We start from the raw sequence: 21,479 nt of genomic DNA, 5'->3' as shown, positions 1-21,479 counted from the left end.
AAGTCAGGGGATTAACTTACTCCACCGATCTGGCCCAAGGCAACAACAGGGTAGCGAGAAACAGAGCTGCCGCACAAACCACAACAGAAGGGCCCGTGGGGGTATCGGCCAGATAGGAAAACCCAAGCCCAAGGCTGACCGCCACCATACCGATCAGGCTGGCCCGCACCGCCATCTGCTCCGGTGAGGAGGAAAGGCGCTGGGCCGCCGCCGCCGGAATAATCATCAGCGAGGTAATCAGCAACACGCCGACGATCTTCATCGCCACCGCGATCACCAGGGCGATCAATAGCATCAGGGCCAGCCGGATCCAGTCCACTGGTAAACCCTCCACCTGGGCCAGTTCCTCATGCACCGTGATTGCCAGCAGGGGGCGCCACAGCAGGTATAGGGTGAGCAGGACACCGGCACCTCCCAGGTAGATCCATACAAGGTCCTGGGGGCCGACAGCCAGCAGGTCTCCAAACAGGTAGCCCATCAGGTCAATGCGGATGTTGTCCATAAAGCTGACCGCCACCAGTCCCAGGGACAGGGTGCTGTGGGCGAGAATCCCCAGCAGGGTGTCGGTAGCGATCAGTTGCCGCCGTTGCAGGCTGACCAATAGAAGCGCGAGCAGCAGGCAGCAGACCACCACCGCGAGGTTCAACGGAAGGTCGAAGAGAAAGCCCAGGCTGACGCCCAGCAGGGCGGAGTGGGCCAGGGTATCGCCAAAGTAGGCCATCCGCCGCCACACGATAAAGGAGCCCAGGGGGCCGGCAACGATAGCCACTCCCAACCCGGCCAGCAGCGCGTAGATCAAAAACTCAAACATGATCCTCTCCACAGGGGACCACCTTGCCACTGATGCTGTGATCATGGTCGTGGTGGTGGGTATAGAGCGCAAACTCCTGCTGGTTATCGCCAAACAGCTCCAGGTAAGCGGGATGGTTGCTGACGTGGTCGGGGTGTCCCGAGCAGCAGATGTGCTGGTTGAGGCAGATCACGTTATCGGTGGCGGCCATTACCAGGTGCAGGTCGTGGGAGATCATCAGCACGGCGCAGCGGGTTTCGTCGCGCAGGGAGCGGATCAGGTTGTAAAGTTCGCGCTGGCCATTGATATCCACCCCCTGAACGGGTTCATCCAGAACCAGCAGCTGGGGCTTTTGCAGCAGTGCGCGGGCCAGCAGGGCACGCTGCATCTCACCCCCCGAAAGCTTTTGCAAGCGGCGTTCAGCCAAATGATCTATCCCGACGCGCTGCAGCACCGCATCAATCACGGCTGGCTGGGGCTTGCCGTTAAGTCGCAGGAAGCCACGCACCGTGAGGGGAAAGGTGGGCTCGATATGCAGCTTCTGGGGCATATAGCCGATGCGCAGGCCGGGCTGACGCTCGCAGTGACCGCTATCGGCTTTGATCAAACCCAGCACGATGCGCACCAAGGTGGTTTTGCCGGCACCGTTGGGGCCGATCAGGGTAACAATCTCACCCGGGTGGATCTCAAAACTGATGCGGTCAAGCAGGCGTCTTTGTTGGCGGCTGAAGCTGATCTCCTGCACCCTGAGCAGAGGCTGGCTCATGGCGTTGCCTCCTTCTCGCGACAGCGGGGGCAGAGGCCGGAGACCTCGACCACCGCCTGTTCGACGCTGAAGCCGTTACTGGCGGCGAGAGAGGCCAACTGCTGCTCCAGCGCCTTGGTATCCAGCTCGATAGCAACCGAACAGCGGGAGCAGATCATGAAGTACCCCTGATGGGATTTATGGGGAAAAGGGCAACCAATAAACGCATTGAGGGAGGCAATACGGTGCACCAGCCCTTGCTCCAGCAGGAATTCGAGGGCGCGATATACCGTGGGGGGCGCCGAGCGGCGGCCATCCTCGCGGGTCAGGCTCTCGAGAATCTGGTAGGCCCCGAGTGGCGTGTGGCTTTGCCAGACCAGCTCCAGTACCCGCTCCCGCAAAGGGGTCAGGCGGGCACCGCGCTGGGCGCAGCGTTCCCGGGCGGTCTGCAGGGCATCGTCGATACAGAGCTGGTGGTTGTGGGGGGCACACCCCAGGGGGGCATCGGAGGCGGGTATGGCCATGGGTACTGTTCCACGAAAATGGGTTTTGTTATTATATAACATCTCTTTTTTAAACACCCCTCTCCCCATTTTCTTAACAGGCTTCTCTATGTGGCGATATCTCCCTGTAGTGTTCTGCACCCTGGCCATCGGCTTTGGAAGCTCCGCACGGGCGGCGCAGGAGCCGGTCGTGCTGGCTTCGATCAAACCCTTACAGTTGTTGGCGGCAGCGATCATGGAGGGGGGCGACGAGCCAGGCCTGTTGGTGCCGGTGGGGGCCTCTCCCCACGACTACAGCCTGCGCCCTTCTGACCTCAAGCGAGTGAAAACAGCCGGAGTGCTGTTTTGGGTTGGGCCGGCACTGGAGCCCTATCTGCAAAAGCTGGCTTCCCAGCTGCCGGCGGGTGCCATCGAGCAGCACTTCCTCGAGGCTGGGGAGGGAGAAGCGTCGGCTCATGGCCATGGCCACGATGAGGCCCACCACCACGGGGAAGCGGACCTGCATCTGTGGCTGGATCCGGATCAGGGAAGGCGGATCGCGCGTACCATGGCCGCGGTACTGGCTACCCGGGATTCTGCCAATGCCGAACGTTACCAGCGCAACCTGGAGCGTTTTGAAGCCCGACTAGATGCGGTGATCGAACGCAACCGCCTGCGACTGTCGCTGCCTGCTGAGCGCCACTTGTTTGTATTTCACGATGCCTACCAGGGGCTGGAATCCTTTTACGGAGTGAAGATCGAGGGGGCGGTTACCCTGAGCCCTGAGATGCAGCCTGGTACCCGCCATCTGCTGCAGCTGCGTCAGCGCCTGCAGCAGGCCGGCCCCAGCTGCCTGCTGACGGAGCCGCAGTTCCCGTCAGCCATGGTGAAGCGCCTGACAGAGGGGCTGGATATTCGGCTGGGTGAGATCGATCCGCTGGCAGGAAATGTCCCTGCGGGGCCCGAAGGGTACCTTCAGCACCAGTTGCAGCTGGTCGAGCGGATTGCGGACTGTACCCGCCCTACCACTCAATAATTTTCCAGGAGGGGATCGCCATCCGGTTGGGAGTCAGCGCGCCGACGTCATCGGAGCGGAAGAAGTTGCCTTCGTTGTCGGCCGCGATCAGGTAGTAGGGCGTGCCACCCCCTTTGGGGACCACTTTGTAGGCGTAGACAAAACCGTTGTTACTGTACTCATAAATGGTTTTGTCCTTCTGCTCGTGGATCACCACCTCGGTATCAGGGCGGATTTCACCGCGCTCTTCGGCAAGCGCCTGGGCACCCGTGAACAGGGTGGAAACCGTTAACAGTGATGCCAGCAACAAAGGTCTCATTAGTATCCTCGGAAAACGATCAGTTAGAATAGACAGCCCGATGACTCGGTTGCCCTGAGTTCATTGTAACGCCACCCTGACAAAAAGTGTTGCCCCATGACGAAAGAAACTACCCCCGCACCCCTGGTGCTGGTCGATGGCTCCTCCTACCTGTTCAGGGCGTTCCATGCCCTGCCCCCCCTCCATAACTCGAAGGGGTTGCCCACGGGAGCAATCAAGGGGGTCATCAGTATGCTGCGGAGGTTGCGGGCCGATTACCCCGGCAGCCACCTGGCGGTGGTGTTTGATGCCAAGGGGCCAACTTTTCGCAGTGAACTCTATGCCGAGTATAAGGCGCACCGCCCACCGATGCCGGACGACTTGAGGGTCCAGATCGAGCCGATTCACCAGATCATCCGCGCACTGGGTCTTCCGCTGCTTGCGGTCGAGGGGGTTGAAGCCGACGATGTGATCGGCACCCTCGCGGCGCAGGCCACTGAGGCTGGCGTCGATACGGTGATCTCCACCGGCGATAAGGATATGGCGCAGTTGGTCAACCAACACATCAGCCTGGTCAATACCATGACCGATACCCGTATGGACGTCGAGGGGGTGAGGGAGAAGTTTGGTATAGGGCCGGAGCTAATCATCGACTACCTGGCCCTGATGGGGGACAGTGTCGACAACATTCCCGGGGTACCCGGGGTGGGCCAGAAGACCGCCCTTGCGCTGCTCCAGGGGCTGGGTAGCCTGGAACAGATCTACGCCAATCTTGAGCGCATTCCCGAGCTGGGTTTCAGGGGCGCCAAGAGCCTGCCCGCCAAAATGGCGGAGAACGAAGAGCTGGCCCGCCTCTCCTACCAGCTGGCGACCATCAAGTGCGATGTGGATCTGGATCTGGGTATCGACGCCCTGGTGGTTGCCGACCCCGATAATGAGCAGTTGCTGGCGCTCTACCGGGAGCTTGAGTTCCGCGGCTGGGTTGAGGAGCTGGAAAACAGCGGTGCCGGCGGCGAACCCGCCCCCGCCGCGCCCCAGCTTGAAGTGGATTACCAGCTGGTCACCGAGCGGGAGCCCTTTCTGGCCTGGCTCAAAAGGCTCCAGCAGGCGTCGCTCTTTGCGTTCGATACCGAAACTACCAGCCTCGACTATATGCAGGCCGACATTGTCGGCGTCTCCTTCGCCATTGAGCCCGGTGAGGCGGCCTACGTCCCCCTTGCCCACCGCTACCTGGGGTGCCCGGAGCAGCTGGATCGGGACTGGGTGCTGGCGCAGCTCAAGCCGCTGCTGGAGGATCCGGACCGGCCCAAGGTGGGACAGAACCTGAAGTACGACATGAGCGTGCTGGCCCGAGCGGGTATCGAGCTTAGGGGCATCGCCCACGACACCATGCTGCAATCCTATGTGCTGGACTCGGTGGCCAACCGCCACGACATGGATACCCTCGCCAGTACCCACCTGGGCATTACCACCATCACCTATGAGGAGGTGGCGGGCAAGGGGGCCAAACAGAAGGGGTTTGATGAGGTTGAGCTGGATGTGGCGGGACCCTATGCGGCCGAAGACGCCGATATCACCCTGCGCCTCCATCGCACGCTCTGGCCCCGACTGGAGGCGGAGACCAGGCTGGCGACGCTCTACCAGGATATCGAGCTGCCGCTGCTGTCGGCGCTGTCGCGCACCGAGCGGCGCGGTGCGCTGATCGACCCCTGGTTGCTGCAGCAGCAAAGCGAGGAGATCGGACGGCGGCTGGATGAGCTGGAGACCGAGGCCTGGGAGCTTGCCGGGGAGAAGTTCAACCTGGGCTCCCCCAAGCAGCTGCAGCAGATCTTCTTCGAAAAGCTGGGCCTGCCGGTGATTAAAAAGACACCCAAGGGGCAGCCCTCTACCGCCGAGCCCATCCTGCAGGAGCTGGCACTGGACTATCCCCTGCCGAAGGTGATTATGGAGCACCGCGGGCTCTCCAAGCTGAAATCGACCTACACCGACAAGCTGCCCCAGCAGGTGGACCCGACCACCGGCCGGGTCCACACCTCCTACCACCAGGCGGTGACCGCCACCGGGCGCCTCTCCTCCTCGGACCCCAACCTGCAAAATATCCCGGTACGCAGCGAGGAGGGCCGGCGTATCCGCCAGGCCTTTGTGGCGGCCAAGGGCTACCGTTTGCTGGCGGCGGACTATTCGCAGATCGAGCTGCGCATCATGGCACACCTGTCGGGGGACAAGGGGTTGATCACCGCCTTCAGCGAGGGGCGCGATGTGCACCGGGCGACCGCGGCCGAAGTGTTTGGTATTCCCCTTGAAGCGGTGACCAACGAGCAGCGCCGCAGCGCCAAGGCGATCAACTTCGGCCTGATCTACGGGATGTCGGCCTTTGGCCTGGCCAAGCAGCTGGGGGTTTCACGCAAGTCGGCCCAGGAGTATATCGACCTCTACTTCGAGCGCTATCCGGGGGTGCTGGCCTATATGGAGCGCACCCGTGAACAGGCCCGTGAGCAGGGCTATGTCGAGACCCTGATGGGTCGCCGGCTCTACCTGCCGGAGATCAACTCACGCAACGGCATGCGCCGCCAGGCGGCGGAGCGCACCGCCATCAATGCTCCCATGCAGGGTACGGCCGCAGATATCATCAAGAAGGCGATGATCGATGTGGACCGCTGGCTGCAGGAGAGTGGGCTGGATGCCGCGATCATCATGCAGGTCCACGATGAACTGGTGCTGGAGGTGGCGGAAGCGGAGGTAGAGGGCGTGCGGGAGCAGCTGACCCAAATCATGGGGGCTTCCGCCGAACTGGATGTGGAGCTGCTGGTGGAGGTGGGAGAAGGTGCCAACTGGGAGGAGGCGCACTAGCCTGCGAACAAGTCTCAGCCCTCCTCCGTCTCCTCGAGCCCGAAATCGGCGCTGAACCACTGGTTCAGCTGGCGCGTCAACTCGGGAATCCCGGTGCCCTTGGGGGCGGAAAAGCACTGCACCGAAACTGCCGGCATTGCCTTGCAGTGTTTGCGCACCTCCATCAATGCCTTTTGCGCCGCGCCGTACTTAAGCTTGTCCGCCTTGGTCAGCAGGATATGGGCCGGTAACTGGCAGCTATGGGCCCAGTTCAGCAGCGTGAGGTCGAACTCTTTGAGGGGGTGGCGGATATCCATCAGCAGCACGATACCGCACAGGCTCTGGCGGCCGCTAAGGTACTCGTCGAGGTGCTTTTGCCACTCGATCTTCATCGCTTCGGGCACCTTGGCGTAGCCATAGCCCGGCAGGTCAACCAGCCGTCTATATTGATCAAGCTCAAAGAAGTTGATCATTTGCGTGCGGCCTGGGGTTTTGCTGGTTCTGGCCAGCTTGCTGGATTCGGTCAGCGCATTGAGCGCGCTGCTCTTGCCAGCATTGGAGCGACCGGCAAAGGCGACCTCCAAACCCTGGTCCGGCGGGCACAGGGCAAGGGTTGGCGAGCTTTTGAGGTAGCTGGCGGCTCGATAGTCGGGTGCCGGTAATCTGTTCTCTGGACTCTCAGCCATGGTTGCTGCCTCTGATTAACGTTTTTTGTACTGTTGGTATATAATGGCGCGGTTTTTACCATAGGCAACCGCAAACAGCCAGCAACTTGGTCGCGGTGCCGGGCGCGAGGGGGCGCGTATCTGCGGTAAAGCAGCCGACCGCTGCCGCTGCAGACAGCTGACATTTTCCAATCCTACAAATGCATAACTGGGTAAGCCGATGAAAAAAGTGATTGTAAGTCTGATGTTGACCTTGGGGGTCTCTACTGGTGCACAGGCCGCGGGTGATGCCACCGCTGGTCAGGCAAAAGCGGCGCTTTGCGGCGCCTGCCACGGGGCAAACGGTGTGAGCGCGGCTCCCAACTTCCCGAATCTGGCTGCTCAGGGTGAGCGCTACCTGGTAAAACAGATGAACGACATCAAATCCGGTGAGCGCACTGTGGTTGAGATGACCGGCATGCTGAATGCCCTCTCCGAGCAGGATTTCGAAGATATCGCCGCCTACTATGCCAGCAAGCCGGCCGCCACCGGTGCCGCCGATCCCAAGCTGGTTCAGCTGGGCGAGTCCATTTACCGTGGTGGTAACTCTGAAAAGGGGATTCCGGCCTGCAACGCTTGCCACTCCCCCACCGGTAAGGGTAACGCCCAGGCCGGCTTCCCGGCTCTGAGCGGCCAGAAGTCTGCCTACACTGCCAAGCAGTTGCGCGCCTTCCGTGAGGGTGAGCGCACCAACGACGGTGACACTCGCATCATGCGTGATATTGCCGAGAAGCTGAGCAACAAAGAGGTCGACGCCCTCGCCAGCTTTATTGAAGGCTTGCGTTAAACCCCGACGGGTTTGAAAAAGGCGGCGTAGGCCGCCTTTTTTGTGCCCCACATATAGCCTTAACTGCACTGGGCGGTTGCCTGGGGCACTTTACTGCCAGGCCAGGGTCTGACTTAACACCGGGGCTCGACCCTGGCAGTGTTGTGTCCATGCCGGTATCTGTGGCTCGCCAGTAACGGGCGCGGGTTCACTGGAGCCCTTTTTTTTGCGACACTGTCGCCCATTGTGGATTCGCTGTGACTTAAGGAGATAGTTGATGACCAAGCTGCTGCGCCGAGTACTGATGATGCTCTGCTTTTTACCGCTGATGGCGAATGCCGAGAGCTTCCAGGAGGGGGTTCACTATGAACGCTTGCCGCAGGCCGTACCCACCTCGAACCCTGCACAGGTCGAGGTAACAGAGATGTTTTGGTACGGTTGCCCCCACTGCTACAATCTGGAGCCCTCCATCGTGCCCTGGAGTAAAGCGTTGCCCGAGGGCGCCTATTTTGTAAAAACCCCGGCCATGTTTTCCGCCATCTGGAAAACCCATGCCCAGCTCTATTACGCGGTCAATGCGTTGAAACTGGGTGAGGAGGTGCATGCGGCGATCTTTGATGCCTACCACCAGATGGGGAATCAGCTGGACACGCCCGAGAAGATGGCGGCTTTCCTAAAGCCTTACGGTATCAGTGCCGAGCAGTTCAACAGTGCGTTCAACTCCTTTGGTGTTAAAAACCAGATGCAGCAGGCCTTTGCCAAGGCGCGTGGATACCAGATCCGTGGTGTCCCCGCTATTATTGTTAACGGCAAGTACCGGGTGACCGGACAAACCGCTGGCAGTAATGCCAAAATGCTGGAGGTCACCTCCTACCTGGTTGAGCGGGAACTCAAAGCTCGCCAGTAGTCGATCGGATAAGGGAGCTGCGGCTCCCTTTTTTATGAGGGGAGGATCGATCAGGTGGAGCCCGCTAACCCCTTTGTCCAATATCATGGAGGTGTGCGCCGTGCCCACTGCGAACGGTTGCCTCCGCCCCTGCCCCACCAGCGTTACGGAGAGGGTAAACCCCTTCGCCTGCTGAGTTTCAATGTGCAGGTAGGAAACAGTACCCGTCACTACCGGCACTACCTGACCCGCTGCTGGCAGCACTTGCTGCCCCACAGCCAACGACTCGGTGCACTGCAGCAGATTGCCGGTCTCCTGCGCCACTACGATCTGGTGGCCCTGCAGGAGGTGGATGGGGGGAGCTTGCGCAGTGGTTACCTGAACCAGATTGAGTACCTGGCCCAGCAGGGGGGCTTCCCCTACTGGTACCAGCAGTTGAACCGGAATATGGGCCGCCTGGCCCAGCACAGTAACGGTCTGCTTAGCCGCCTCGAGCCTGAAAGCCTGGAGGATCATAAGCTGCCAGGCCTGATTCCAGGGCGTGGAGCCATCGTCAGTCGCTATCGTATCGGGGACAACCAGCTGCTGGTGGTGATGATGCACCTTTCACTCAGCCGCCGCAGTCGCAACCGGCAGTTGGGCTATGTTCGGGAGTTGATGAGCGATGCTTCCCACACGGTCCTGATGGGGGATATGAATGCGCCGGCGGTGAGACTGCTGGAGCGCTCCCCGCTGGAGGGGTGCGGTCTGCTGGCTGCCCACAACGGCATGCCCACCTTTCCCAGCTGGCGTCCTACCCGGGACCTCGATCATATTCTGGTAAGCCCTGGCATCTGCGTGGATAAGGTGGATGTCCTCGATTTTCCCCTGTCGGATCATCTGCCGGTTGCGCTGGAGCTGCGGCTGGCAACGCCCGCTGCAGAAGAGGGCTGGGCAACAGGATAGGCCAGTACCCACTGAAAGTGCCATACTAAGGCGCGGCGATACCACTTAGCAGGGAGAAAAAGCCAGGTGATCGATGAGAGTAATGGCAGCGCTGATCGTTGGCGCAGTAAATATCTGAAAAGTCTGGATGAGCGTGACCGTCTCGAGGCGGAGATGCAGGAGCGGATCGACCAACTGCGTAAAACGCTGCTGGTGGTGATGCTGGTGTGTCAGGGCATCGATGTTGAGCTGGATAGCCGCATCAAGGAGTTGGCCGACCAGATGCGGGGAGAGAGTCATAACCTGAACTTGGGCCAGCTGGTCGATCAGGTGCAACAGCGTGCCAATGTTGTGCTTAACCGCAAGGACCTGGAGCAGTTGCGTGGCTGTCTGGCACTGTTGTTGGAGCAACTGAAAAGCTGTGATATCGACCGCGCGCTGCAGAAGCGGCTCTCAAAAGAGGAGAAGGAGCTGCGTAAAACCCTGCAGGGCTATGTCGACCTTCCTCCCCTATTGAATAAGCTGGCGGACCACCAGCGGGACGTTCTTAGCCAGGTGGCGAAGTTGGAAGAGGGATCGGAGGATACCCCGTTCTGGCGGCGACTGCTGGGCGGCGCACGGGACGAGCCCAGGGAGGTGAGCGAGCCGGGGGAGACTCCTGTTACTGAGATGGATCTGGATCTGGATCCTGAGGCTGAAAGCAACGTTACCGAAATCGCGCAGGAGGCGATCAGGGACAGCGAGCCGCAGGATAACGACGCCGATAAAGAGCAACCTGCCCTGGCCGATGGCGAGGCGCCTATTGAGGCGGAGGCGGAGACGGCTGAAGAACCACCAGCGGCGGCAGAAGAGACGCCAACGCCAATGATGGACTTTTCCCTGCTCTCCCACCATGTAGGATCGACCCTGATGGAGCTGCTGGGGCAGTTGCCGGTGCCGGAGCGGGTGGTGCCGGAGAGCGACCGGCTCAAGGGCAATATTGTCAGCGGTATCACCTGGTATGAGCTGGTACCGAACCTGGAAACCCTCAACCGCATTGTGCTGGCTACGGTGGGCCAGAGCCGGGACGAGTTTGAAAACTACCTCAAGCTGATGCATGACCGCCTGGCCGACTTCCAGTCCCGGGCTGGCCTGGTGCGCGATGGTATGGCGCGAGCCCGGGGCAGTAATGAGCGCCTCGACGCCAGCCTGCGGGAAGACATCGACCGCCTGCAACGATCGGTCAGTGAAGCCACTGACCTGGAGCTCCTGAAGCTGGATGTGGGGGAGCGCCTGGACACCATCCTGCAGGCGGTGGAGACCCACCGCGAGGAGGTAGCCGAAGCGGATCTTTCCAGTAAGCTGGAGCAGCTGACCAGTCGCATGGCATCGATGGAGCAGGAGACCAAACAGCTGAAAGCCAGCCTTTCCCGTGAGCGTGCGCGGGCGACCCAGGACCGTCTTACCGGCCTGCCCAACCGGCTGGCCTATGAGTCGCGGTTCAACAACGAGTATGCCCGCTGGAAGCGCTACCGGGAGCCGCTGGTGTTTGCGGTGGCGGATATCGATCTGTTCAAGAGCGTTAACGACCGTTTTGGGCATCTGGCCGGGGACAAGTTACTGCGTATCTTTGCCCGCCAACTGCAGAAAAACCTGCGCGAGGTGGATTTTATTGCCCGCTATGGTGGCGAGGAGTTTGTGATCCTGATGCCCAACACAACGCTGGAGGAGGGGCGCAAGGTCGTGGAAAAGGTGCGAGTCGCCATCGAAACCACACCGCTGCACTATAAATCATCCGCCCTGACCATCACCGCCTCGTTTGGGGTTACTGAACTCTGTGAAAACGATAGCGTGGCCAGCGTGTTCGAACGGGCAGACAAGGCGCTGTATCAGGCTAAGGAGGCCGGACGCAACCAGGTGTGTGTGGCTACTGGCTAAGGGGCAGGGAGGCCATCGCCTGGGTGATCAAACGCTGGGCAAGCTGCTCCAGGGACTCCCCTTGGCGGCCAGCGGCGGCAATGGCGGTCTGCCAGAGCGGGGCCTGGTCAGTCTGGCGGATCAGCTCGAGACCGAGCTCGACCCGGGGAACCCCCTGACTGTCGATGGTCCACTGGTTTATCTCACCCGTTACAAGCAGGTCGACCGGATGCTGCGCCTGCCACTGGCGAGCTTGCTGCTGGCGGTGGGCCTGGTGCAGTTGTGGCGTTGACCCCTCGGTCTCGGTGGCGGGCATCTGTTGCAGATGGGTTATCCCCAATGCGTGCAGCTGAGCGGCGACGAGCGGCTCGGCGCGCGCCGCGGCCTCCTCATCCTGGCTATGGTTGGTGAGCGGCATCAGCGCCCAGCGGGCGTTTGTTGACGGCGGGCTGGGCTGTTGGCTGCAACCGAGCAGGGTCACTCCCAGCAGCAGCAACAGGAGGCGCAAAGGGTTCACGGGCGGTACTCCTTGAGCAGGCGGTCGAGGTTCAGTTGTAGCCACTGCAGGGCAATGATGGTGGCGGCGTTGTTGAGCTCCCCCGCCTGCAGCAGTGCCAGGGCCTGGTCAATGCTGATCGAGTGTACCCGGATATCCTCGCCCTCCTCCTCCAGTCCGTGCAGGCCGCCGGCGGCACTGGCGTCCACCAGGCCACAGAACACCTCGAGCTCCTCGGAGCTGCCGCCCGGACTGGGGAGGTATTCACAGATGGGGATGAGGGTCTTTACCTCCAGGCCAGCCTCTTCAAGGGCTTCACGCTTGACCAGTTGCGCGGGACTCTCCCCCTCCTCCAGAATGCCGGCCACGATCTCCAGCATCCAGGGGGATAAACCGGCGGCGTAGGCCCCGATACGGAACTGCTCGACCAGCACCACCCTGCGCCGATGAAGATCAACCGGTAACATCGCAACCGCTTTGGTGCGGTGGAACAGTTCGCGGCTGAGGGGGGGCGTCCATCCGCCCTCGAAACGCCGGTGCTGAAGGTGGTAACGGTCCATCTTGAAAAAGCCGTCGTAGCAGCGCTCGCGCCTGATCAGGCGCACATCCCCATCGCCATAGGCGGGTTCGCGGGCCAGCAGTGAGGGGCGATAGAGGTGGTGGGCCAGCAGATAGTCAGCGATGGCATCGGGGACCAGTGCGCGCAGGGCCTGGGGGTCCGGGTCTCCCGCCTGACCCAGCAGCTCGCGGACCGAGGTGCTGCGGACCGGAGTGCGCTCCTCGGCGGTGAAGAGTTGCCAGCGCTGCTCGATCTCCTGCGCCCGGTGAAACTTGCTCCAGACCTTGGGGTGGGCATTGTCAGGGCCGCGAATAAAGCAAAGTCGGAGGTCGGGGTGGCTCGGGATCAGCTGCTGCTCCAGCGCCTCCATCAGGTCGTAGGTATAGACCGGCTGCTCACTGCGCTCGGCCATGTGTTGCTCTAGGGTACAGATCTCCAGTTCGCAGTCCAGGGAGAGGGGGTCCAGTAGCGCCTCCAGCATGGCGATCCGGTGCGACATGGGCTGGCAGCGCTTGCCGAAGGCGTGGCGGGCGCTGGGAACCAGCAGAATGCGATCAAACTCGGGCGCGGCCTGCTGCAGTAGGTCGATATGGCCGCGCGTGGGAGGGTCGAAAGCTGAGCCCAGTATGCCGACACGAAACATGGGGTACTCCGGTAGTGGTTTCGCCCAGTATATCGTTCTGGCCACGGGTTGGCGCGTGGATCCGCGAGGGGAGCGCACTGAAGATAGGAGCCCGTATAGGTATAAACCGAAACGGGATAGCCATATCTACGCATAGAGGCCCGGGTGCCGGTCGGCTACTATGAACCCCGATGAGACATTCCTCATTCTATGGATTATGCATTGCCCTGGCCTCTCCCCCGATCGCCAGGGTTTTTTTTGCCCAAAATCAAGGTTGATGCGTTTTCAGGACGTGAGGGTGCGGATGGGATTGAGCAAAACCCGGGCTTCGGGTTTACTTGCAGACTGACAATGGTTAGTTGTAACAATATCCATGCATTTGTCGTCCATCAATCGCCAGGGATTTCACGACCAGTATCGTGGGCTCAGCCTGTACAGTCACTTCCAGCCGATCGTGAGCCTTTCGCATCAGCGGGTGGTTGGCTATGAAGCCCTGGTGCGCTCCAGCTCCGACGAGCGAACGGTACCACCCCTACAGCTGTTTCAGCTGGCCAGCCGGCTGGATGAAGAGTATCTGCTGGATAGCCGGATACGCGCACTCCATCTGCAAAACTACGCGGCTCAGCGAGCCCGGGGGCAGTGGCTGTTCATCAACGTCAACCCGGAAACCGCAACCCGGGACCTGGCGGCCCCCCAGCGCCTCTGGTCGCTGCTGGCGGAGTATGGGCTGCGACCGCAGCAGGTGGTAATCGAAATTCTCGAGAAGCGCTTTCGCGATGAAAGCCTGCTGCACGACATTGTTGCCTTCTACAAGGAGCTCGGGTTTCTGGTGGCGATCGACGACTTCGGCGCCGGAGAGTCCAACTTCAACCGCATCTGGCGTATCGAGCCGGACATCGTCAAACTGGATCGCAGTAATATTGTGCAGGCGGAGAGCAAGCCGCAGGTGCGGCGCATCCTGCCGCGCCTGATCGCCCTGATCCGCGAAACAGGTGCACTGACCCTGATCGAAGGCGTTGAAACCCGCGAACAGGCGATGATCGCGATGGAAACCGAGGTGGATCTGCTGCAAGGCTACTACCTCGCGCACCCCGAGGCGGGCTTTCTGGCCCACAATGAATCGGTGATCAACACCATTCACCGGTTACACGAAACCAGCCTCAGGTCGAGCCAGCAGCTGGATAACAGCTACGTTCAGTGGCGAAACCGCTTCAGTGAGCGCATGCAGCGCGCAGCGCAGCATGTGAGCCATAGCGACAACCTGCACAGCGCCTGTGATTGCCTGATGAAAGAGGATCGGGCTCTGCGTTGCTATCTGCTCGACCGGCGCGGGGTGCAACAGGGAGAGGCGCTGCTGCAACCCGCAGTTAAGGCGGGCAGTGAGCAGCGGTTTACACCCCTGCTCGACAGCAGCGGCGCCTGCTGGTCAAGGCGCAGCTACTTTCGTCGCGCAATGGCGGCACCGGGCCGCGTGCACTTCTCGCGTCCCTACATGAGCGCCACCGACGGAGACCTGTGCATGACGCTGTCGCTGGGGTTCTTCAGCAGCCTGGGCCAGCAGGCCGTGCTGTGCCTCGACGTACGCGCAGATCAACTACTGGCCGCCAGCGCCTGAGGGCAGGTCACGCACCAATAGTGCGTAAGGGTCCACCTCGAGGTCGCCCACCGGGAAGCGGACACGGTGACCGTTACCCGGTGCCACCTCGATGGCGGACCCCTTGCGGTTGAGCAGTGAGGTCAGGGTAAAGCGGTGATTGCCCTGGGGGGTCATAAGCTCCAGCTGGTCCCCCAGCTGGAAACGGTTTTTAACATCAATGGTCACCATTCCCTGATCGCACTCAACCACTTCACCAACAAACTGCTGGGTGGTGCTGACGGAGTTTCCGCGCTCGTAGTTCTGGTATTCGTCGTGAACATGGCGCCGGTAGAAACCCTCGGTGTAACCGCGGCTGGCCAGGTTTTCCAGAGTGTCCATCAAGCCCCGGTCAAAACGCTTGCCGGCGGCCGCATCATCGATCGCCTGGCGGTAGACCTGCGCGGTGCGGGCCACGTAGTAGTGAGACTTGGTGCGCCCTTCGATCTTGAGGGAGTGGATCCCCATCCGGGTCAGCCGCTCGACGTGCTGGATGGCGCGCAGGTCTTTGGAGTTCATGATATAGGTGCCGTGCTCATCCTCGAACGCCGGCATATAGTCATCGGGGCGGCCCTGCTCCTGTAACAGGACGATCTGGTCAGTGGGAGCGCCCTCCCCTAACTGCGGCTGAACCGCATCCCTGGCCGGGTCCATCACTTGCACCGGCACTACATCTCCGGATGCGGTCTCGGTGGCCTCGTGGGCATCGTATTTCCAGCGGCAGGCGTTGGTGCAGGTGCCCTGATTGGGATCGCGGTGGTTGATGTAACCCGACAGCAGGCAGCGGCCCGAGTAGGCGATACAGAGTGAGCCGTGAACAAAGACCTCCAGCTCCATCTCCGGGCACTGCATGCGGATCTCCTCGATCTCGTCGAGGGAGAGTTCGCGGGAGAGAATAATGCGGCTGACACCCATCTTGTACCAGAACTTGACGGCGGCATAGTTGACCACGTTAGCCTGTACCGACAGGTGGATCGGCATCTCGGGCCAGCGCTCGCGGACCAGCATGATCAGGCCGGGATCCGACATGATCAGAGCATCCGGGCCCATGGCGATGACGGGCGCGATATCCTCCATGTAGGTTTTAACCTTGCTGTTGTGCGGCGCGATGTTGCTGGCGAGGTAAAACTGCTTGCCGAGCTGGTGGGCGATCTGGATTCCCTGCTCGAGGTTGTCGAGCTTGAAGTCGTTGTTGCGGACCCGCAGGCTGTAGCGGGGCTGCCCTGCATAGACGGCGTCGGCGCCGTAGGCAAAGGCATAGTGCATGTTTTTCAGGGTTCCCGCCGGGGAGAGCAGTTCAGGTTTCATGGTTCAGTCTCAGGTTGGGGTGTGCTGCACAAAAAACAGACAAAAGTTTTCTGCTGTCATAAAAAAACCCGCGTAGGCGGGCCTTTTCGTACCGGGAGGCAGAATCAAAGTTACTTGATCTTGCTCTCCTTGTACTCAACATGCTTACGCACAACCGGGTCGAACTTCTTCATCACCAGCTTATCGGGGGTGGTGCGCTTGTTCTTGTCGGTGGTGTAAAAATGACCGGTACCAGCGGAAGATACCATTTTGATTTTATCACGCATGGGATTTTCTCCTTATACCTTCTCGCCACGGCTGCGAAGATCGACCAGTACGCTGTCGATGCCGCGCTTATCAATTACGCGCATGCCCTTGGCAGAAACGCGCAGACGCACAAAGCGCTTCTCGGACTCAACCCAGAAACGATGATAGTGCAGGTTGGGTGAAAAACGACGGCGCGTTTTGTTTTGAGCGTGTGATACGTTATTTCCGGTTACTGGACGCTTTCCAGTTACCTGACAAACCTTAGACATGTTAAAAAGCCTCTCAACCACTTGCCGGCACGGGGCCGCCAAGACCAATGAAATCTGAATGCGGGAAGCGAGTAGATCGCCGAAGGGGGCTATTTCGCGCGGGCCCCCCTAAAGAGCAGTGCTTTATACCAGAAGGGTCTGGGTGGTGCAACAAAATTGGCGATATTTTAACCCCGTCGGCCCCTGGCAGCGGCCTCAGCCCGGCGCCGGCATCAGCCCCCGCTCGGCAAAGGAGGTAACGCAGCGCTCCCCCACCACCATGTGGTCAAGCACCCGCACATCCACCAGCGCAAGGGCCGCTATCAGGCGCTCAGTGATCTGCCGGTCGGCGCCACTGGGCTCGGCGACACCGCTGGGGTGGTTGTGGGCAAGGATAACCGCCGCAGCGTTGTAGGCTAGGCTGCGTTTAACAATCTCCCGGGGGTGGATGGAGGCGCAGTCGATGGTGCCCATAAACAGCTCCTCAAACCCCAGTACCCGGTGCTGGCTGTCGAGAAACAGACAGGCGAACACCTCCCGCTGATGGTGGCGCAAGCAGGTACTGAGGAAGTGACGGGTGGCCTGGCTACTGGTAAGGGCGTCCCCCCGCTTAAGCTCGCTGTCGAGGTGCCGTTTGGCCATCTCCAGAACCGCCTGCAGCTGGCAGAACTTGGCCGGACCCAGCCCGGCCTCTGCACAGAAGCCCTGGCGGTCGGCCTCCAGTAGCGCCCGCAGGCTGCCAAAGCGGAGTAACAGCCCCCGGGCCAGGTCGACAGCGCTCCGGCCGGGGAGACCGGTTCTGAGAAAGATGGCGAGGAGCTCGGCATCGCTGAGGCTGGCGGGCCCCCGCGCGAGCAGTTTCTCTCGCGGCCGCTCCGTGGCGGGCCAGTCGGTAATTGCCATGCAACCTCCCTGTTGCTTATCTATATGACATAACCACTAACACCATAGCAGTTTTGAAAATGATGTCGCGGCTCCGCGACGGACTACGCAACGCCAACAGAGAGTGGTATCTTTACTGGTTTGTAATCACCTACTTACCTAGATGGGCTGTTGATGCAGTGCTTAGCGAATAAACAGATTGTTCTCGGTATCACCGGCGGGGTGGCGGCTTACAAGAGCGCCGATCTCGTGCGCAGGCTCCAGGATCAAGGGGCCGAGGTGCGGGTGGTGATGACCCGCGGTAGCCAGCAGTTTATTACCCCCCTGACGATGCAGGCGCTGTCGGGCAACCCGGTTTCCTCCGATCTGCTGGATCCGGCGGCGGAAGCGGCCATGGGGCACATTGAGCTGGCTCGCTGGGCCGATCTGGTCGTGGTGGCACCGGCCACTGCCGATTTCATTGCCCGTCTGGCCCATGGCCACGCCGGCGACCTGCTCTCCACCCTCTGCCTGGCGACCGATGCCCCCATCGTGCTGGCCCCGGCCATGAACCAGGCGATGTGGCGGAACCCGGCAACCCGGAGAAACTGCGACCTGCTCAGCGAGCGGGGGATCCGTTTGTTGGGCCCGGGGGAGGGGTCACAGGCCTGCGGCGATGTGGGGCCGGGCCGTATGCTGGAGGTGGCGGATCTGGTGGCGGGGGTGTGCACCGCATTTGCCCCCCCCCTGCTGGCGGGCAAACGGGTGGTGATTACTGCCGGTCCAACGCGGGAAGCGCTGGACCCGGTGCGCTACCTCTCCAACCACAGTTCCGGCAAGATGGGTTTCGCGCTGGCAGAGGCGGCCCGGCTCGCCGGCGCTGAGGTGGTGTTGATCACCGGCCCCGTTGCGCTGGAGTCGCCGAAGGGGGTTCGCCGCGTTGATGTCACCAGTGCGCAGTCGATGTATGAGGCGGTGCACCGCGAGGTGGCGGGGAGCGACCTCTTTATCGCTTGCGCGGCGGTAGCGGATTACCGCCCTGCCGAAGTACAGCCGCATAAGATCAAAAAGGATGCCAGCCTCGAGCAGGACTCGATGCAGATTACCCTGGTGCGTAACCCCGATATCGTCGCTTCGGTGGCTGCACTGGCTGATAAGCCCTTTGTGGTCGGCTTCGCGGCGGAAACCCGTGACCTGCTCAGTTATGCGGACGACAAGCGCCGCCGCAAGGGGCTGGACCTGGTTGTGGCCAATGACGTGGCTGCGACGGGGATCGGCTTCAACAGCGATGAGAATGCGGTCACGGTACTGGGCGAGAATCTTGAACAGGCCTTTACGCAGGCCTCAAAATCGATCGTGGCTGGTAGCCTGATCGAGCTGTTTGCACAGCAGATGGGAGCTGGCGAGCGTTAATCGGAGCAGCGTTAACTTGGGACGCGGCCGGCCAGAAGGGGCTGCGACAGATAACAAAGAATCATTGGATCTTGGGGACAGGACTGTGAAAGGGTTTTCCAAAAAGTCGAAAGAGTCTGAAGCGGCGCCACCGCAGGCAGCGGGTGGCGCAAGCCACGATAAAAAGAGCAGTAACCTCAAGTACAGCGTGGTGGCCGCCGGAGGAGCTCTGTTGGGGCTGCTGTTGGCGTTGGCGCTGATCTACCTTCTGCTGGTAGCCGCGGGGAACGCCCAGCACCGTGAGGAGATCGCCCAGACCCAGCTCAACCAGGCCGCCTCGCTGGTTAACCAGCAGCTCCGCCGACTGGAGGCGCAGCTGGCCGGTATCGCCGCCGATGCCGAGCTGGTGGCGGCCGCCAAGGCGCAGGATAACGCCGCCCTCGATCGGCTGGAGCAACGCTTTGCCAGTGCCCTGCCCAAGGCGCTGCAGGTGCGGGTCCTGCTCAAGGGGGATAACAGCCTCGATGAGAGCGGCCCTGCCCCCATGAACTTTTCAGCCCGCGATATGGTCAGTAAGGCGAGTCGCGGCCAGCCTGGCATTCACCCCGAAGTGCATACAGTCGGCGAGAAGCAGCTGCTGTTGGCGGTGGCACCGGTGCGCGAAGGCAGCAAGGGTCCCCTGTTGGGGGCGGTGCTGGTGTCCTGGGATGCGAGAATTGCCAGTGACCTGCTCAGCGGCTTCGATGGTGCCCTTGGTGAGGTGGCGCTGGTACAGAGCTTTGACGCCAACAACGCCCGAGTGCTGGCCCGCACCGGCAACGGGGACGCCAGTGTCGCCCCCTATAGCCGGGTGACCAGTAATGAGTGGTGGCGGATCGAATATCGTCCCTCCGCCGAGCTGGTCTCCGGTGGCCCCAACTCGGCGGTGCCGCTGCTGCTGGCCCTGCTGGTGGCGCTGGCCCTGATTCTGGTGAGTAGCTTTATCGCCCACCGAATGTTTGATCGCGAGGTGCGCCGCGAGACCGCTTTGTTAATCACCTTCATCCAGCAGCTGCTGGAGCGCAAGCCGGCCCAGAGCAACGCCTTTACCCTGGAGATGTTCCATAACATAGCGCTCACCATCGGTGAGTTCTTCAAACAGAGCAGTGCCCATCAGCCCCGCCCTGTCTCCAAGCCCGCGGCCAGCAAGACGCCCGAGGAGGCCCCAAGCCCGCCGATGATGGAGGTGAACGACGACGAGGCACCCGCCGAGAACGATTTCCCCGATACCTCCGACGAGATGGCGCCGCTGTTCCAGTCCACCGATATCCTGGATATCGAGGATATCGACCAGGATGAGGATCTGCTGCTGGGAGATGACTACGGTGTCGGTGAGGGCAACGATGTACCCGCGTCCATCTTCCGCGCCTACGATATTCGCGGGGTGGTGGGTGACACCCTGCAGAGTGATACCGTGCGCCTGCTGGGTATGGCGCTGGGCAGCGAAGCCCTGGCCCAGGGCGAGTCGACCCTGGTGGTGGGTTTTGATGGCCGCCTCTCCAGCCCGGAGATCAGCGATACCCTGGCCCAGGGCATCCTCAAGACCGGCTGTAACGTGATCAATATCGGCATGGTTCCCACGCCTGTGCTCTACTACGCCACCCATGAGCTCGATAGCCGCTCCGGGGTGATGGTCACCGGCAGCCATAACCCGCCCGATTACAATGGCTTCAAGATCGTTATCGGCGGCAACACCCTGGCGAACGAGCAGATCCAGGCCCTCTACCACCGCATTGTCAGTGGCGACTTCAGTCACGGCCAGGGCGAGTTTAGCCAGGTGGATCTGCGGGAAAACTACATCGAGCGGATCCGCGACGATGTCGCCATCGCCAAGCCGCTCAGGGTGGTAATCGACTGCGGCAACGGCGTGGCCGGGGATATCGCCCCCCGCCTGTTCGAGGAGCTAGGCTGCGATGTGGTGCCCCTCTTCTGCGAGGTGGACGGCAATTTCCCCAACCACCATCCCGACCCCGGTAAGCCCGCCAACCTGCAGGACCTGATTGCTCGGGTGCAGGCCGAGGGGGCTGATGTGGGTATCGCCTTCGACGGCGACGGCGACCGCGTCGGAGTGGTGACCGACCAGGGCAAGATCATCTACCCCGATCGCCTGCTGATGATGTTTGCCAAGGATGTGGTGGCCCGTAACCCGGGTGCCGACATCATCTTTGATGTGAAGTGCACCCGTCGCCTGAGCTCGTTGATCAGCGGCTACGGCGGACGCCCGGTGATGTGGAAAACCGGTCACTCCCTGATCAAGGCCAAGATGAAAGAGACCGGTGCCCTGCTGGCCGGCGAAATGAGTGGCCATATCTTCTTTAAGGAGCGCTGGTACGGTTTTGATGATGGTCTCTACAGCGCAGCCCGCCTGCTGGAGATCCTGGGGGTCGAGTCGCGCAGCGCCGATGAGCTGTTTGCCGCCTTCCCGGAGGGGATCAGCACCCCCGAAATCAATATCGAGGTGACCGAAGAGAGCAAGTTTGAACTGGTGGAGAAACTGGTCCAGATGGGACGTGAGGGTAAATTCGGCAAGGGCAGCGTCACCGACATCGACGGCCTGCGGATCGATTACCCGGTGGGCTGGGGCCTGGTGCGGGCCTCCAACACCACCCCGGTGTTGGTGCTGCGCTTTGAGGCCGACAGCCAGGAGGCGCTGCAGAAGCTGCAGGCCCTGTTTAAGCAACAGCTGCTGACAGTGGACAGCGGGCTGAATATCCCTTTTTGACGGCCGCTAGCCGTCCAG

General features: G+C 61.2%; 20 protein-coding genes. 9 read left to right on the top strand and 11 right to left on the bottom strand.

Annotated elements, in window-relative coordinates; genetic code table 11:
* Positions 1–16: 16 nt before the first annotated feature.
* The 3 genes from znuB to D0544_RS11840 are packed head-to-tail and all read right to left on the bottom strand — an operon-like array spanning position 17 to position 2,059.
* On the bottom strand, positions 17–811 hold the full coding sequence (gene znuB, locus D0544_RS11850) for a zinc ABC transporter permease subunit ZnuB (protein ID WP_125016409.1): 795 nt from the start codon (positions 809–811) through the stop codon (positions 17–19).
* On the bottom strand, positions 804–1,556 hold the full coding sequence (gene znuC / locus D0544_RS11845; RefSeq protein WP_125016407.1) for a zinc ABC transporter ATP-binding protein ZnuC: 753 nt from the start codon (positions 1,554–1,556) through the stop codon (positions 804–806). Before znuC ends, znuB begins: the two co-directional genes overlap by 8 nt.
* Complete coding sequence (locus D0544_RS11840; RefSeq protein ID WP_125016405.1) at positions 1,553–2,059, bottom strand: Fur family transcriptional regulator; 507 nt, start codon at positions 2,057–2,059, stop codon at positions 1,553–1,555. The genes znuC and D0544_RS11840 overlap by 4 nt, the downstream gene beginning before the upstream one ends.
* 88 nt (positions 2,060–2,147) lie before the next feature.
* Here D0544_RS11840 and D0544_RS11835 point away from each other — a divergent pair, with 88 nt between their 5' ends.
* Positions 2,148–3,053 (top strand): zinc ABC transporter substrate-binding protein, encoded by a 906-nt coding sequence (locus tag D0544_RS11835; RefSeq protein ID WP_164880916.1) that lies wholly within the window; start codon positions 2,148–2,150, stop codon positions 3,051–3,053.
* Here D0544_RS11835 and D0544_RS11830 read toward each other — a convergent pair.
* Positions 3,040–3,351 (bottom strand): DUF2782 domain-containing protein, encoded by a 312-nt coding sequence (locus D0544_RS11830; RefSeq protein ID WP_125016401.1) that lies wholly within the window; start codon positions 3,349–3,351, stop codon positions 3,040–3,042. The genes D0544_RS11835 and D0544_RS11830 overlap by 14 nt on opposite strands.
* 96 nt (positions 3,352–3,447) lie before the next feature.
* Here D0544_RS11830 and polA point away from each other — a divergent pair, with 96 nt between their 5' ends.
* Positions 3,448–6,180, top strand: coding sequence for a DNA polymerase I (gene polA / locus D0544_RS11825; RefSeq protein ID WP_125016399.1), 2,733 nt, complete (start codon positions 3,448–3,450; stop codon positions 6,178–6,180).
* A 14-nt stretch (positions 6,181–6,194) separates the two neighbouring features.
* Here polA and yihA read toward each other — a convergent pair whose 3' ends face one another.
* Positions 6,195–6,845, bottom strand: a complete 651-nt coding sequence (gene yihA / locus D0544_RS11820) for a ribosome biogenesis GTP-binding protein YihA/YsxC (RefSeq protein ID WP_125016397.1) — start codon at positions 6,843–6,845, stop codon at positions 6,195–6,197.
* 199 nt (positions 6,846–7,044) lie between these two features.
* Between yihA and D0544_RS11815 the strand changes: the two genes are divergently transcribed.
* The 4 genes from D0544_RS11815 (at position 7,045) to D0544_RS11800 (ending at position 11,356) form a co-directional block, all read left to right on the top strand.
* Positions 7,045–7,650, top strand: coding sequence for a c-type cytochrome (locus D0544_RS11815; RefSeq protein ID WP_125016395.1), 606 nt, complete (start codon positions 7,045–7,047; stop codon positions 7,648–7,650).
* A gap of 256 nt (positions 7,651–7,906) precedes the next feature.
* Positions 7,907–8,536 carry a thiol:disulfide interchange protein DsbA/DsbL gene (locus tag D0544_RS11810; protein WP_125016393.1) on the top strand — a complete coding sequence of 210 codons (630 nt, stop codon included), beginning with the start codon at positions 7,907–7,909 and terminating at the stop codon, positions 8,534–8,536.
* Positions 8,537–8,590: 54 nt separating this feature from the next.
* Positions 8,591–9,460 (top strand): endonuclease/exonuclease/phosphatase family protein, encoded by an 870-nt coding sequence (locus D0544_RS11805; RefSeq protein ID WP_243647329.1) that lies wholly within the window; start codon positions 8,591–8,593, stop codon positions 9,458–9,460.
* Between the two features lie 66 nt (positions 9,461–9,526).
* The gene (locus D0544_RS11800; protein WP_125016391.1) at positions 9,527–11,356 is read left to right on the top strand and encodes a GGDEF domain-containing protein; all 1,830 of its coding nucleotides are present in this window, start codon (positions 9,527–9,529) and stop codon (positions 11,354–11,356) included.
* Here D0544_RS11800 and D0544_RS11795 read toward each other — a convergent pair.
* Both D0544_RS11795 and D0544_RS11790 read right to left on the bottom strand, forming a co-directional pair.
* Positions 11,346–11,852 (bottom strand): DUF4136 domain-containing protein, encoded by a 507-nt coding sequence (locus D0544_RS11795; protein ID WP_125016389.1) that lies wholly within the window; start codon positions 11,850–11,852, stop codon positions 11,346–11,348. The genes D0544_RS11800 and D0544_RS11795 overlap by 11 nt on opposite strands.
* Positions 11,849–13,033: an NUDIX domain-containing protein gene (locus D0544_RS11790; RefSeq protein WP_125016386.1), complete on the bottom strand. Its 1,185-nt coding sequence runs from the start codon at positions 13,031–13,033 to the stop codon at positions 11,849–11,851. The genes D0544_RS11795 and D0544_RS11790 overlap by 4 nt, the downstream gene beginning before the upstream one ends.
* Before the next feature lie 352 nt (positions 13,034–13,385).
* On the opposite strand from D0544_RS11790, the gene D0544_RS11785 reads away from it, so the two are divergent.
* Positions 13,386–14,627 carry a sensor domain-containing phosphodiesterase gene (locus D0544_RS11785; RefSeq protein ID WP_125016384.1) on the top strand — a complete coding sequence of 414 codons (1,242 nt, stop codon included), beginning with the start codon at positions 13,386–13,388 and terminating at the stop codon, positions 14,625–14,627.
* Here the strand turns inward: D0544_RS11785 and trhP are convergent.
* The 4 genes from trhP to radC all read right to left on the bottom strand — a co-directional run bounded on the left by trhP (position 14,607) and on the right by radC (position 17,350).
* Positions 14,607–15,953: a prephenate-dependent tRNA uridine(34) hydroxylase TrhP gene (gene trhP / locus D0544_RS11780; RefSeq protein WP_125016382.1), complete on the bottom strand. Its 1,347-nt coding sequence runs from the start codon at positions 15,951–15,953 to the stop codon at positions 14,607–14,609. The two genes, D0544_RS11785 and trhP, sit on opposite strands and share 21 nt — an antisense overlap.
* A 110-nt stretch (positions 15,954–16,063) precedes the next feature.
* Complete coding sequence (gene rpmG / locus D0544_RS11775; RefSeq protein WP_125016380.1) at positions 16,064–16,219, bottom strand: 50S ribosomal protein L33; 156 nt, start codon at positions 16,217–16,219, stop codon at positions 16,064–16,066.
* Between the two features lie 12 nt (positions 16,220–16,231).
* Positions 16,232–16,468 (bottom strand): 50S ribosomal protein L28, encoded by a 237-nt coding sequence (gene rpmB, locus D0544_RS11770; protein ID WP_125016378.1) that lies wholly within the window; start codon positions 16,466–16,468, stop codon positions 16,232–16,234.
* Positions 16,469–16,663: 195 nt separating this feature from the next.
* Positions 16,664–17,350 (bottom strand): RadC family protein, encoded by a 687-nt coding sequence (gene radC, locus D0544_RS11765; protein WP_125016376.1) that lies wholly within the window; start codon positions 17,348–17,350, stop codon positions 16,664–16,666.
* Between the two features lie 153 nt (positions 17,351–17,503).
* On the opposite strand from radC, the gene coaBC reads away from it, so the two are divergent.
* Together coaBC and D0544_RS17415 are read left to right on the top strand one after the other, a co-directional pair.
* Positions 17,504–18,721, top strand: coding sequence for a bifunctional phosphopantothenoylcysteine decarboxylase/phosphopantothenate--cysteine ligase CoaBC (coaBC, locus tag D0544_RS11760; RefSeq protein ID WP_125016374.1), 1,218 nt, complete (start codon positions 17,504–17,506; stop codon positions 18,719–18,721).
* Between the two features lie 85 nt (positions 18,722–18,806).
* Positions 18,807–21,461, top strand: coding sequence for a phosphomannomutase/phosphoglucomutase (locus tag D0544_RS17415; RefSeq protein WP_125016372.1), 2,655 nt, complete (start codon positions 18,807–18,809; stop codon positions 21,459–21,461).
* Positions 21,462–21,479 lie beyond the last annotated feature (18 nt).

The sequence above is a fragment of the Aestuariirhabdus litorea genome (genome assembly GCF_003864255.1).
Lineage (GTDB): Bacteria > Pseudomonadota > Gammaproteobacteria > Pseudomonadales > Aestuariirhabdaceae > Aestuariirhabdus > Aestuariirhabdus litorea.
The sequence above is the reverse complement of the archived record's forward strand: the minus strand, read 5'-3'. Positions and strand labels throughout refer to the sequence as shown.

Excerpts from the sequence above, each read along its gene's own strand:
- trhP (WP_125016382.1), bottom strand. The coding sequence starts at position 15,953 with ATGAAACCTGAACTGCTCTCCCCGGCGGGAACCCTGAAAAACATGCAC.
- D0544_RS11815 (WP_125016395.1), top strand. The coding sequence starts at position 7,045 with ATGAAAAAAGTGATTGTAAGTCTGATGTTGACCTTGGGGGTCTCTACT.
- D0544_RS11810 (WP_125016393.1), top strand. The coding sequence starts at position 7,907 with ATGACCAAGCTGCTGCGCCGAGTACTGATGATGCTCTGCTTTTTACCG.
- rpmB (WP_125016378.1), bottom strand. The coding sequence starts at position 16,468 with ATGTCTAAGGTTTGTCAGGTAACTGGAAAGCGTCCAGTAACCGGAAAT.
- D0544_RS11840 (WP_125016405.1), bottom strand. The coding sequence starts at position 2,059 with ATGGCCATACCCGCCTCCGATGCCCCCCTGGGGTGTGCCCCCCACAAC.
- D0544_RS11785 (WP_125016384.1), top strand. The coding sequence starts at position 13,386 with ATGCATTTGTCGTCCATCAATCGCCAGGGATTTCACGACCAGTATCGT.
- radC (WP_125016376.1), bottom strand. The coding sequence starts at position 17,350 with ATGGCAATTACCGACTGGCCCGCCACGGAGCGGCCGCGAGAGAAACTG.
- yihA (WP_125016397.1), bottom strand. The coding sequence starts at position 6,845 with ATGGCTGAGAGTCCAGAGAACAGATTACCGGCACCCGACTATCGAGCC.
- rpmG (WP_125016380.1), bottom strand. The coding sequence starts at position 16,219 with ATGCGTGATAAAATCAAAATGGTATCTTCCGCTGGTACCGGTCATTTT.
- D0544_RS11830 (WP_125016401.1), bottom strand. The coding sequence starts at position 3,351 with ATGAGACCTTTGTTGCTGGCATCACTGTTAACGGTTTCCACCCTGTTC.
- D0544_RS11790 (WP_125016386.1), bottom strand. The coding sequence starts at position 13,033 with ATGTTTCGTGTCGGCATACTGGGCTCAGCTTTCGACCCTCCCACGCGC.
- coaBC (WP_125016374.1), top strand. The coding sequence starts at position 17,504 with ATGCAGTGCTTAGCGAATAAACAGATTGTTCTCGGTATCACCGGCGGG.
- znuC (WP_125016407.1), bottom strand. The coding sequence starts at position 1,556 with ATGAGCCAGCCTCTGCTCAGGGTGCAGGAGATCAGCTTCAGCCGCCAA.
- znuB (WP_125016409.1), bottom strand. The coding sequence starts at position 811 with ATGTTTGAGTTTTTGATCTACGCGCTGCTGGCCGGGTTGGGAGTGGCT.
- polA (WP_125016399.1), top strand. The coding sequence starts at position 3,448 with ATGACGAAAGAAACTACCCCCGCACCCCTGGTGCTGGTCGATGGCTCC.
- D0544_RS11835 (WP_164880916.1), top strand. The coding sequence starts at position 2,148 with ATGTGGCGATATCTCCCTGTAGTGTTCTGCACCCTGGCCATCGGCTTT.